At 67.1% G+C, this 11604-nt stretch carries 13 protein-coding genes; 9 read left to right on the forward strand and 4 right to left on the reverse strand.

Annotated elements, in window-relative coordinates; genetic code table 11:
- Positions 1-162 precede the first annotated feature (162 nt).
- From ACFUUZ_RS02185 to ACFUUZ_RS02195, 3 genes are read right to left on the reverse strand one after another with little or no spacing between them, the layout of a single operon-like run.
- A complete protein-coding gene (locus ACFUUZ_RS02185; RefSeq protein ID WP_378691575.1) occupies positions 163-834 on the reverse strand; it encodes a pentapeptide repeat-containing protein in 672 nt (223 codons plus the stop codon).
- Positions 835-836: 2 nt separating this feature from the next.
- Positions 837-2336 carry a hypothetical protein gene (locus tag ACFUUZ_RS02190; RefSeq protein ID WP_378691578.1) on the reverse strand — a complete coding sequence of 500 codons (1500 nt, stop codon included), beginning with the start codon at positions 2334-2336 and terminating at the stop codon, positions 837-839.
- Positions 2337-2338: 2 nt separating this feature from the next.
- Positions 2339-2638: a WXG100 family type VII secretion target gene (locus tag ACFUUZ_RS02195; RefSeq protein WP_378691581.1), complete on the reverse strand. Its 300-nt coding sequence runs from the start codon at positions 2636-2638 to the stop codon at positions 2339-2341.
- A gap of 365 nt (positions 2639-3003) precedes the next feature.
- Here ACFUUZ_RS02195 and ACFUUZ_RS02200 point away from each other — a divergent pair, with 365 nt between their 5' ends.
- The 4 genes from ACFUUZ_RS02200 (at position 3004) to ACFUUZ_RS02215 (ending at position 7629) form a co-directional block, all read left to right on the forward strand.
- A complete protein-coding gene (locus ACFUUZ_RS02200) occupies positions 3004-3219 on the forward strand; it encodes a hypothetical protein (protein ID WP_378691583.1) in 216 nt (71 codons plus the stop codon).
- A gap of 285 nt (positions 3220-3504) precedes the next feature.
- A complete protein-coding gene (locus ACFUUZ_RS02205) occupies positions 3505-4002 on the forward strand; it encodes a hypothetical protein (protein WP_378691586.1) in 498 nt (165 codons plus the stop codon).
- A gap of 177 nt (positions 4003-4179) precedes the next feature.
- Entirely contained in the window at positions 4180-6354 is a 2175-nt protein-coding gene (locus tag ACFUUZ_RS02210) for an SMI1/KNR4 family protein (protein ID WP_378691589.1), read from the forward strand.
- Positions 6355-6486: 132 nt separating this feature from the next.
- Positions 6487-7629, forward strand: a complete 1143-nt coding sequence (locus ACFUUZ_RS02215) for an FAD-dependent monooxygenase (RefSeq protein ID WP_378691592.1) — start codon at positions 6487-6489, stop codon at positions 7627-7629.
- Here the strand turns inward: ACFUUZ_RS02215 and ACFUUZ_RS02220 are convergent.
- Complete coding sequence (locus tag ACFUUZ_RS02220; RefSeq protein ID WP_378691595.1) at positions 7616-8278, reverse strand: class I SAM-dependent methyltransferase; 663 nt, start codon at positions 8276-8278, stop codon at positions 7616-7618. The two genes, ACFUUZ_RS02215 and ACFUUZ_RS02220, sit on opposite strands and share 14 nt — an antisense overlap.
- Before the next feature lie 87 nt (positions 8279-8365).
- Between ACFUUZ_RS02220 and ACFUUZ_RS02225 the strand changes: the two genes are divergently transcribed.
- The 5 genes from ACFUUZ_RS02225 (at position 8366) to ACFUUZ_RS02245 (ending at position 11553) form a co-directional block, all read left to right on the forward strand.
- On the forward strand, positions 8366-8944 hold the full coding sequence (locus ACFUUZ_RS02225) for a TetR/AcrR family transcriptional regulator (protein ID WP_378691598.1): 579 nt from the start codon (positions 8366-8368) through the stop codon (positions 8942-8944).
- A gap of 11 nt (positions 8945-8955) precedes the next feature.
- Positions 8956-9426 carry a nitroreductase family deazaflavin-dependent oxidoreductase gene (locus ACFUUZ_RS02230; protein ID WP_378691600.1) on the forward strand — a complete coding sequence of 157 codons (471 nt, stop codon included), beginning with the start codon at positions 8956-8958 and terminating at the stop codon, positions 9424-9426.
- A gap of 60 nt (positions 9427-9486) precedes the next feature.
- Entirely contained in the window at positions 9487-10458 is a 972-nt protein-coding gene (locus ACFUUZ_RS02235; RefSeq protein WP_378691603.1) for an isopenicillin N synthase family dioxygenase, read from the forward strand.
- A gap of 53 nt (positions 10459-10511) precedes the next feature.
- Positions 10512-10850 (forward strand): type II toxin-antitoxin system HicB family antitoxin, encoded by a 339-nt coding sequence (locus ACFUUZ_RS02240; RefSeq protein ID WP_378691606.1) that lies wholly within the window; start codon positions 10512-10514, stop codon positions 10848-10850.
- 196 nt (positions 10851-11046) lie between these two features.
- Positions 11047-11553 (forward strand): MSMEG_6728 family protein, encoded by a 507-nt coding sequence (locus ACFUUZ_RS02245; protein ID WP_378691609.1) that lies wholly within the window; start codon positions 11047-11049, stop codon positions 11551-11553.
- Positions 11554-11604 lie beyond the last annotated feature (51 nt).

Raw genomic sequence — 11604 nt, forward strand, 5'->3', positions numbered from 1 at the left:
GTAGATGCGGGCAAGGGGGCACGATGGCATCGGAGCGTTCTTTGCCAGGCGGACAGCGGTGACCGCCGGTACTACGCCGCTCTCCGGAGCATCCGCATGCTGATGATTCGCCGAGGACAGAAGACGTGGAAGCCTAGAATTTCCATAGGCGGGGAAGATCCTCTACGTCACTCCGATATGCACGTCGACCTGCGGGGCGCCGTGGGAGCTGAACCAGTCCGCGAGTTCGGCCCCATCCAGCAGATGCGGTGCGTTGAGACCGATGTCGATCGGCCCGAGTACCAACCCGGTTGCTCCGCTGACGTCGCAGCCCGCCAACCGGGCGTTCGACAACCTTGTCGTCCGGAAGCAGGATTCGTGGAACACAGCTCGCCGGAGATCCGCGCCGGAGAATGAAACCCGCTGCAGACGAGCACCGCTGAAATCAGCACCGACGAGATCCGCATCGGAAAAGTCAGCCTTCTGCAGGTCAGAGCCGCGGAACGAGACGTGACGCGCCCGGCAGCGGGGCGCTCGAACCTTTCGCAGATCGGCGTCGCTCAGGTCGGCTCCCGACAACTCCGCCGAGCCGAGCCACGCAAGGTACAGATCCACGCCAACCAGCCGGACGTCGGTCAGGTCGGCCTCGCTCAACTCCGCACCGAGCAGATCCAGACCAGACAAATCTGCACCTGTGAAATTCAGTCCACGCCCCGACAAGAGGAGTTCAGCAGTCCGCTCCGCATCCGGGTCGGCGGAAACATGCCGGATATAGTCGTCGAGGGCGCGGTGCGCGGCCGGATCGTCCGGCCAGCGAACCACGTCGAATGGCGTATGTCCACCAGCTGCGTCCATACCTACCAAAGCACCTTTCCACGCCACTCGGGGTGATTTTCAACCAACTCTTGAAGATGCGCTTTGCGCTCGGCCGTCATTCCACTTTCATCGATCATGACATTCTGTCCGTCAATAAGAGATTCCTCGATCATCTCAACGAATTTCTCATCACTCTGGGCAGGGATTGGAGTTCCTGGGACACCCTTCTCACGATAGTCGGGGATCGTGTCAGGAGAACTCTTCACATCCCAGTACTGGCCTGAGCGGGTATCGACGAATTCTCCCTGATCCTCGCGATTCGGCCCCAAGGGTGCCCGCTCCAGTGGGCCGACGACTCCGGTGTTCTCATGCCTGAGCCCGACCTCGGCTTCCCTTCTCGACTGACCGTTCACCTTACCGTTCTTGGCGGGATCGGCAGCCAACTCCTCGACACGCTTCTGATACTCGGTGGTGCCGGGCGTGTTGCTCGCATTGGCCGCCGAGTTCGATCCGTCCTCGCCATCTACGGTCTTGATCGTCATGGCAGCGATGGCCGCTAGTGCTGAGTTGATCCCGTGCTGGGTGAGGTCCGGAATCGCGGTGAAGACCCCGGCCGCGCTGCCCACGGCGGTCACCGCGCCGAACAGGACGAGCAGGCGGCTGACCGAGACGGTGGTACGGATGATGGTGGCGGTGGAGGCGACGATCTCCGCGGTGACCGCGACGCCGCCCGCGGCAGCGGGCACGGCCGCTGTCCCCGCGGACAGGAACGCCACGACGCCGACAACGGCCGCGGTGATGACGATCGCCGCGGCGATCTCCCCAGCAGCCGACGCCACCGCGGCATTGATCTCCTCGCGCATCGTGCCGAGTGCCTCGTGGTGGTCGGCGACCGGGACGGCCAGTCCGGCAGCGGCCTCGGCCACCAGCTGTGCTGCGTTCCGCAGCGTCGTCAGCTTCTCTTCGATGTCGACCACGAGCGGGTCGGAGCCGCCGGTGAATTTAGCGGTGACACCGTCGATGCGATCGGCGGCGCCGGTGATCGAGCTGTTGTCCGCGAACGCTTTCCACGCGTCCTTCGCGATTCCGAGTTTGGTGACATCCCCGTTCGGGATACGGCCGACCTGTTCCATGAGACCGGTGATCGAGGTGTCGATCCCGGCGCCATTGTCGCCTCTGGCGCTGGCAGGCAGCTGCATCCCGGAGTCGTAGAACGGTTCGGAGGTGGTCGGGCGCGGGGGCGCGGCGCCGGTGGCGTGGGTGCTGTCGGAGTGCCACCAGTTGTATCCGGCGGCGGCCAGGAAATCGCCGAAGCGCTGCAGCGCGTTGCACAGAGCCGCGCTCAGGGTGACGATGTCACGGGCGTGCTGATCGTAGCCGGCGGTCCAGGCCGCGGATTTCTCGTGGTCGCCTGCCATACCCGCGCAGTCGCTCACCAGCGTGCGGTGCAGCGGTGCCAGCGCGAGGTTGATGTCGGAGGCGAGTTGCCGGCACTTCTGCGACGCGTCGAGGTACATGCCGGTGTCGATGATCCAGGTCATCGCTACCCGCCTTGGATCATCTGCCTGTTGACCTCGGCCGCCGCGCTGTAGCGGCCGTGCGCCTTCTTCGCGGCGTCGCTCATCGTGCGCAGGCCCTCGGTGAACTCCCGGGCACCGGTCAGCCACTCCCGGTGCGCCGTGGAGTATGCCTGTGCGGCCACGCCTTCCCAGCCGGTGCCGACCAAACCGGCGACCTTGGCATCGACCTCGTCGAGGTGATCGGCGACGAAGCTCGCCAGCCCGGAGATCCGGCTGACGATATTGTCGATCTCCTCCAGATTCACCGAGAACCGCTCACTCATGACAGGACTCGAACAGCAGAGGTGTCGACGGACAGCGTCCCCCCGGTAGCGCTCACCGAACCAACGGTACCAGCCACGACCGGCGGCGATACGCCCGGAAATGGCATCCACTCCGGCCCGGCGAGGTGGCACGCCACGGCAGATCGCGCGGCATTCGGCCACCGAGCGCAAACGCCCCAGCCCTCGCGGGGCGGGTTCTAGCGATGAGAACCGGAGGGTTCGGTCGAACCGGACGTTCAGGCCGACTCTGTTCACCACGTCGATACTCACAACCGTGTCGTCGGCATCAGGATGCCGATAGGTCGTCCGCGCCTTCTCCACCCGCACGAGAGGGCCTGCGCGACTACCACGGAGCCAACGACATTGTGCGCGGATGGATCGACGACGCTGTTCGCTACGGCAACGAAGCCGGAGTCGACCCCAAACAAGTGCTCGCCGTCGTGTTCAACGAGGGCGGGGACCGGGCAGATACCCAGCTCGAGCAGATCGGGAGCGGGTACTGGGATGCGATCCGGGAGATCCTCAATCCGATCCGCGAGGCCACCAGCCCAACCGATATGGGCATGTCTCTCTCGGCTTGACCAACATCAAAGAGCGTGGGAGCGCGTACAGTACGATGATTCATTCGCGATCATGTCGGCAACCTACACATTGAAAAGAATTCAGGATCAGTACAGTCCTCTGGCTCCGAGCGAACTTCCCGAGAAGTACAGCATGAACGAGTTCATGGCCGCAGGCTATAATTCCGAGTTGAGCATGCGGGATTATTTCGAACGAGGCGACCTCGGACCGCAGGTAAAACAGTACCTCACTATGAACGACACTTCTTACGCGGAAGCTTCCGAAATCATAGACGGAGCCTACACATGCCGATAGCTGCCGGGGCGCGAAATACACTGCGGTACGTACTGATCGGATTTCTCGTTCTGGTCGGAATCTCCCCGTTGATCGGGGGCGGTCTCATCGCCTGGAACCAGATTCGCATCAGGGTGGACCCGCCCGCCGAGATGCGACATGCCACCGCAACCGACGTGTCCGGCTTCGACGAGATATCCCTGACCAAGGCGAACCTCGGAAGCTTCCAGGTGACAAAGGTCTTCCTCGGTCCCGTCATCGATCGTCCCCAGGCGCACATCAGCGCACCTGGAGCAGTCTTCACCGAAAAGAACAAGTCCAACCCGGCTCGCGGCATGACGTGGCTCGTACATGGAGATTACCCTGACGGCTGTTTCGTCAGCGTCGATAAGGTTGCGGGCGGAGCAGCACTACGCGGAATCGATGGGCTATCCGATGCTCAGCGCGACGAGGTGACGCGAGGCGAGAAAATAGTCCTGGAGATGAGATTCGCGTGCGGGGAGGGCTGAAATTCAGCGGCACCCGACAGTTCGCGTTACCGCTCGACCTCGAACATGCGGCGATCACCCTCTCCAGTAGATAGCGGTGTGCAGACGGGCAAGACTCGGTTTCGAGCAGAGACCGCGCAAGGTAGTCAGTGGGTCGCGCGACGAGGTTCGCGCGAAGGTCGGCGATAGGAAGTGCGAATGAGTTCCGTTGTCCCGCGGTATCGGTTGTTCCGGCGTCCGCAGAAATCCAGCGAAGGCTGGTACGTTGCGGGAGATCTGGCGGTGCGGCTCGAGCGTGGCGGTGTCGTTGCCGAGTTGTCGGAAATCCATTGGCGCACCGGCAACGGCAACGAAACATCGCTGACACTGCCCGATCTGGTGGGCGTACACCGAGCTCCCGACGGGCAGAGGTGGGAACTGAGCGGTGAACCGTTATCGGAGACATCCGAACCCGACCCGGACCCGGCGGTCTATCTGCTGTTCGAGGGCGACGACACACACGGGGTGCCCCAGCACCCGCAGAATCCGCTGGCTCTGTATTGGCGGGGGACAACGGGCCGCCTGCCCGTTGGGCTGTCGTGGCGCACCCACGACGGACACAGTGGGCACATCGTCTTCGAGCCCACCCTCCAGGACGGTCATACCGCGACCGTGGTGGACATCCAGGCCGAGGCCGAGCATCCGGACGGGATCGAGATCGCGAGCAATCTGCTCGACGGCTCGGCCGCCACGAAATGGTTCGCGCCGGTACCCCGTGCCGAACTGGTGCTGACCATGAACGCCGAGCGCACGATCGTCGGCTACGAACTCGACAGCGCCGACGACGCGCCGGACCGCGATCCACGGGACTGGGAACTGCTCGGCTTCTGCGGCCACGAGTGGCTGGTACTCGATCGACGCCACGGCGAGCGGTTCACCGGTCGGCTGACCTCGCGAGCGTTCACGGTCCAGCACCCGGGCGCCTGCCGACAGCTCCGGCTGCGGATCCTCGGCAACGCCGGATCACCGCACCTGCAATTGGGCGGTCTCCGGCTGCGCACCGCCGAGGGCCCCGAGCCGCCGCCGTCGCTGCTCGGCTGGTATCGCCGCCCGGGCAGGCCTCCGGTCACCCTGCGTGGATTCCTCGTGTTGGAGCGGACCAGGGTGGCGCCTCCGGCTCCGGTGACAAACCGCACGGCTGCCACTCCACTCCCGAAGACCGCACGCCAATGGCGGCGTTGGGTCGACACCTACAGCGAACAGTGGCTGCGGACCGCGGACGAGGACGCCCTCGACGGCGTAACACTCACGCCGACCGGTCTCACCCGGCCTCCGGCCGACACCACCACCCTCGAACAACTCGAAGCCCGCCTCGGCACAGAGCTGCCCCCGACGTTGCGTTCCTTCTACCTGGCCAGCGATGGCCTGCTCGAAGCCGGACCACTGGGGGAACGCGTCCTGCCCGCGGCGGAGCTGTGCCCGCTGCGGGAGGCCGAACCCGAGCTGGTCGAAGCATTCGGGGACCACGAGGAATTGGCCGCTCTGCTGGTGCGCGCGTTGCGGATCGGTGGCGGCGAGGACGGCGATTACTGGTTCCTCGATTCCGACGACGCGGTCGACGGGGAATGGGCGGCCTATACCTGGCATCCCGCCGACGGCGAGCTGCCGGAACGCTACGACAGCTTCGCTGCCCTGCTGGCCGCGGAGCGCCGAATGCTCACGGATTTTCGCGCCCAGGAGGGTCGTCCTGCTCGCCTCGCAAACGCCGACGACCTACTCACCGAGGGGCGCCACCGGGCCGCGGTCGGCGATGTGGCCGCGGCGGACGAAATGCTGTCCCGAGCCTTCGATGCCGGCTCCGCGGTGGCCGGCTACCTGCGCGCGCAACTGCGGTTGTTCACCGTGCCCGACACCTGGCACGAGTCCCTGCTGCGCAACGACGTGCTCGCCAACAAGCACATCATGTCGGCCATCGACGACGCCCATCTGCGGGGTGACCTCATCCCGATGTATCTGGCCGTCGCACTGCCCGGGACGACCCGTCCCACCGTCTCCTTCGCGCGCACACTCTCCAGAAACGCTGCCATACCCGGGCGACCCGCCGGTAATGGTGAGCGGTACGACGCCGCCTGGGAGAGATTCGCCGCGAGTCTCGTCATCGAGCCGCTGCCCGATCCCGCACCGTTCGACCGGGTCTGTGCGGTCGCGAGAGAACTCGTCGAACTCGGATTCGCCGACGACGCCTGGAATGTCCTGCGTCGCGCCCTGCCTGCCTGGCGCCCGGAGTCACCGCTGCGGATCGTGCCGACCGTGCTCATCACCGATCCCGTCCTGCGCACGATCATGACCCCCGAACGGCGACTCATCGCCGCGGTGTCCCGCCGGACCTCATGAAGGCGGTCGAACTGTTCCTCGGCGCTCTCGAAACGCCGTGTGGGTGAAGTCGAGAAGCACCGGCCGATGAATTCGGCGCGCGTCGGCCGTCGATATCCCCGAAACCAGCCGCACAGCGTAGGAGGTACGGGGATGACCAGGGTCTTGATCGCGGGAGCGAGTATCGCGGGGCCTGCATTGGCGCTGTGGCTGCACCGGTGGGGTGCCGAGGTCACCGTGGTGGAGCGGGCGCCCGAGCTGCGGCCCGGTGGGCAGGCGGTCGATGCGCGCGGGGTGACGAAGGAGGTCATCCGGCGGATGGGGCTGGACGCGGCGGTGCGGGCGGCGCGGACCGAGACGGCGGGTGCGCACACCGTGGACGCGGACGGGAACGTCCTGGAGACCTTCAGTGCCGAGGACGGGTACATCTCGGAGATCGAGATCCTGCGCGGGGACCTCGCCCGGGTGCTCTACGACGCCACCCGCGCCGATGTCGAGTACCGCTTCGACGATCGGATCGCGGAACTCACCCAGGACCCCGATGGGGTCGATGTGACTTTCGCGAGCGGCGAGAGGCGCCGCTTCGAGCTGGTGATCGGCGCGGACGGGCTGCACTCGTCGCTGCGCGCCCTGGTCTTCGGCCCGCACGAGCCCTTCGTCCACCGCCTCGGGCACATGCTCGCCTTCTACACCGTGCCCAACGAGTTCGGGCTGGACCGCTGGCTGCTGGACCACCAGGAGCCGGGGCGCTCAGCCGGGCTGCGGCCCATCCGCGACGCCACCCAGGCCATGGCGATCTTCGCCTTCGCCGCGCCCGGTCTCGAGGTCGACCACCGCGATATCGAGGCGCAGAAGCGGCTGCTGCGGGGGCGGATGGCCGGGTTCGGCTGGGAGACGCAGCGAATCCTCGCGCACCTCGACGACGCGCCGGACTTCTACCTGGACCAGGTCGCCCAGGTGAAGATGGAGCGCTGGTCGAGCGGGCGGGTCGGGCTGCTCGGGGATGCGGCGTTCAGCTCGTCGCCGCTCTCCGGGCAGGGCACCGGACTGGCCCTGGTCGGCGCGTACCTACTCGCAGGCGAGCTGGCCGCAGCCGACTGGGACCCGGATGCCGGGTTCGCAGCCTACGAGCAGCGGATGCGGCCGTTCGTCGAGGCCAATCAGGGAATGGGCCGACTGCACGCGCGCAGCAAGGACGTCCCGCCCCCGCCGCAACCGGACTTCGATTTCGACCTGATCGACCGCGCGATCAACGGCGTCGAGCTGCCCGACTACGCCCCGGTCAGCGCGCGGTAGGCGCTATCCGCTGCAGGATGCGCAGCGAACCGGTGTGCGCGACCTCCCGGAACTCCCCGCTCTCCAGCGCCCGGCAGTAGATCTCGTACGGCGGCCGCCCGCCGTCGGCCGGGTCGGGGAAGACATCGTGGATGGCAAGCACCCCGCCCTCGGCGACCCACGGCGCCCAGCCTTCGTAGTCACGGTGCGCCGCCTCGGTGGAGTGGCCCCCGTCGATGAAGAGGAAGGCGATGGGGGTGCGCCAGGTGGCGGCGACGGTGGGTGAATCGCCGACGATGGCGAGGACCCGGTCGGTGAGGCCGGCCTTCACCACGGCCCGGCGGAAGGTCGGCAATGTGTCGAATCGGCCGGTCTCGGGGTCGACCAGCGAGCTGTCATGATATTCCCAGCCGGGCTGGTGCTCCTCGGAACCCTGGTGGTGATCGATGGTGTAGAGCACCGCGTCGATTTCCCGCGCGGCGGCACCGAGCAGAATTGCGGACTTTCCGCAATAGGTTCCGATCTCCACCATCACGGCACCCGCGGCGAATTGTTTCGCGGCGGCGAAGAGCGCCTGCCCCTCGTCTTCCGGAAGAAAGCCGGGAACCTTCTCGGCGAAAGCGAACAACTCCTCGGTCGTTGCTACTCCCAGGGTGTTGACCGGTGCCATTGTGACCTGTCTCTCCACTCGTTGACCTGCGGTGACGCCGTTCGGGCGAGTTGATCCCACCCGGTGTTCAGAGTATCATCCAGACACATGTCCGATGGCGATTCCAAAATCCTCGAAGCGACCCGCAGGCGCCTCACCGGGAAGCAAGCCGAAACGGTCGAGAAGCTCACGACATCGGCCATGACGGTACTCGCGCGCGAGGGTTTCGCCGGGATGACCATCCGTATGGTAGCGGCAGGCGCCGGGGTGGGGACGGCCACCGCCTACACCTATTTCTCCTCCAAGGAGCACCTGGTCGCGGAGATATTCTGGCGCCGCCTGCGCACCTCGCCCTCGCCGGTGAGCGACGACCCGGACCCCGAGGTGCGGGTGCTCGCGGAACTCCGCAATATCGCGCTGCTGGTCGCGGACGAGCCGGAATTCTCCGGCGCGGTCACCAGCGCGCTGCTGGGGCGCGACCCGGATGTGCAGCACCTGCGGCTGCGCATCGGGGTCGAGATCCGCAACCGGCTCACCGGCGCGCTCGGCCCGAACGCGGACTCCGAGATCGTGGAGTCGCTGGAGCTGCTCTACGCCGGTGCCCTGGTCCGCGCCGGGATGGGGTACGAATCGTATTCCGAGATCGCCGAGCGCATCGAGCGCTCCGCCAAGCTCATCCTGCGCTGAGAAGGACGTTCATGGACAAGCCCCGCCAGCTCGACTCCGCCCTGGTCGCGAAGATCATGAAGTACGGATCGCGGGCCAACACCTGGATCTACCGCCGCACCAACGGCAAGGTCGGCGGCACCTGGCGGGTCGGGGCCGGTTTCCGCAAGCCGGTGCCGACGCTGCTGCTCGAGCACCGCGGGCGGAAGTCGGGCAAGACCTTCACCGCGCCGCTGCTCTACATCACCGACGGTGCCGACATCGTGGTGGTCGGGTCGCAGGGCGGCAAGGCGGATCACCCGCAGTGGTACCTGAACCTGCTCGCGCACCCGGAGGCGCACGTGCAGATCGGCGCGGAGCGCAAGGCCGTGGTGGCGCGGGCCGCCGACGACGCGGAGCGGGAGCGGCTGTGGCCGCGATTGGTCGAGGCGTACGCGGACTTCGACACCTACCAGTCCTGGACGCAGCGGCGGATTCCGGTCGTGCTGCTCAGCCCGGCCTGATTTCGCTCGAGTCGAGCCGAGGGGTTGGTCTTCGGCGCGGGTCGTTGGCACCGTGGAGTGATGCTTCCCGTGCTGGATCTCGCCGCCGACCCGGACACGCTGCGGCCCGCCCTGCGTGAGGCCGCGCACTCCGCCGGGTTCTTCTACCTGGTCGGGCACGGGGTGCCGGAGCGCGAGATCAGCGGGATTCTGGCGCTGGCCCGGGAGTTCTTCGCGCTGCCCGCTGCGGCGAAGGACAAGATCAGTCAGTTGGAGAGTCCGCAGTTCCGCGGGTACTCGCGGCTCGGGGGTGAGCTCACCAATGGTGCGGTGGACTGGCGGGAGCAGGTCGATATCGGTCCCGAGCGGGCGGTGATCCCCGGTGCCGAGGGGTATCTGCGGTTGCAGGGGCCGAATCTGTGGCCGTCCGCGCTGCCCGGCTTCCGGCCTGCCTTCGAGCGGTGGGACGCGCTGCTCGCCGAGGTCGGGCTGCGGTTGCTGCGGCACTGGTCGGTGTCGCTCGGTGCCGCCGAATCGCACTTCGATGCCGCGTTCGCCCGTGATCCCGCCACGTTGATCAAGGTGGTTCGCTACCCCGGCAGTGCGGACACCGCCCAGGGGGTCGGCGCGCACAAGGACTCCGGTGTGCTCACGCTCCTGCTCGTCGAGCCGGGGTCGCGCGGGCTGCAGGTCGAGGGCGAGGACGGGGGCTGGATCGACGCCGAGCCGCTACCCGGCGCCTTCATCGTCAATATCGGCGAACTGCTCGAAGTCGCCACCGGCGGTTATCTCCGCGCCACCCGCCACCGCGTGCTCGCCCCCGCGCCCGGCACCGACCGCATCTCCATCCCCTACTTCCTCAACCCCGCCCTCGACGCCCGCATCCCGGTGATCACGCTCCCGCCCGAGCTCGCCGCGCACTCCCGCGGAGTAGAAGCCGACCCGGAGAATCCGATCTTCGACACGTACGGGGCGAATGCGTGGAAGTCGCGGACTCGGGCGCATCCGGACGTGGCGCTGCGGCACCATGGAATATCCCCACCCGCTCGCTAGTATCGCGCGCGATACCACCGACCATTGCGGCTGGATTGGAAGACGGGACCGACATGGCTGAGCTGCCCGACCACACCCACTACGCGTACCGTGTGCTGTGGTCTGCCGAGGACGCCGAGTTCGTCGGCCTGTGTGCGGAGCTGCCCTCGCTCTCATGGCTCGCCGCCACGCAGGAGGAGGCGATCGTAGGTATCCGCGATCTGGTGCTCGATACGGTCGCGGACCTCGCGGAGAGCGGTGAACCGGTCCCCCAGCCGTTGGCGGAGCGGAAGTACAGCGGGAAGTTCATGGTGCGCGTCTCGGCGGAGTTGCACGCTCGGCTGGTGCGGGAGGCGGCCGAGATGAACGTGTCGCTCAATCAGCTGGCGGGGCAGCGCTTGGCGGCGAGCTGATCGGCTGCTGTGCCCCGGGGCGGCGCCACCAGCATGGAAGCGGAGCGACTTCGAATGCGCGAGAGGGCTATACAACCGGGTGGCGGCCCCACCGATGATCACGAGCGGCCGGAGGGGACGAAGGTGCCGTCGATGTCGCAGCGGAGCGGCGGGCCATGGTGCGAGTGAGCGTACGGAGAACGGGTAGGTGCTGGGGGTGCAGACGTTCCTGCCCTACCCCGATTTCACCGCGACCGCTCGCGTGCTGGATGTGAAGCGGCTGGGGAAGCAGCGGGTGGAGGGGATTCAGGTGGTGCGGGCGTTGACGGTGCCGGGGTACGGGTGGCGGCATCATCCGGCGGCGGCGATGTGGGCGGGGTACGAGGAGGCGTTGGTCCGGTACGGGCTGGATGTGTGCGCGGTGTGGGTCGGGTTGGGGCATGCGGACAGTTGTGCGGCGACGATGGTGCAGGATCTCGCCGCGGGGACGGGGATCGGGGCGCCGCGTACGCAGGTGGAGTTGGAGCGGGCGGGGGAGTTGCCGCCGTGGTTGGGGGACGCGGCGTTCCATCGGAGTCATCAGGCGGCGCTGGTGCACAAGGACCCGGAGTTCTACCGGGTGCACTTCCCGGAGGTGCCGGACGATCTGCCGTATGTGTGGCCCGGGTCGGACCGGCCGCGTCGGGTGCCGGTGGACCCGCCCGCCGCCCGTACGAAGCTGTAGCCGGGCGGACGTGACGCCACGGCCCCGCACGAGGCGGGGCCGCGGCGGAAC

Source organism: Nocardia sp. NPDC057353, from assembly GCF_042667085.1.
In the GTDB taxonomy this organism is placed as follows: Bacteria; Actinomycetota; Actinomycetes; order Mycobacteriales; family Mycobacteriaceae; genus Nocardia.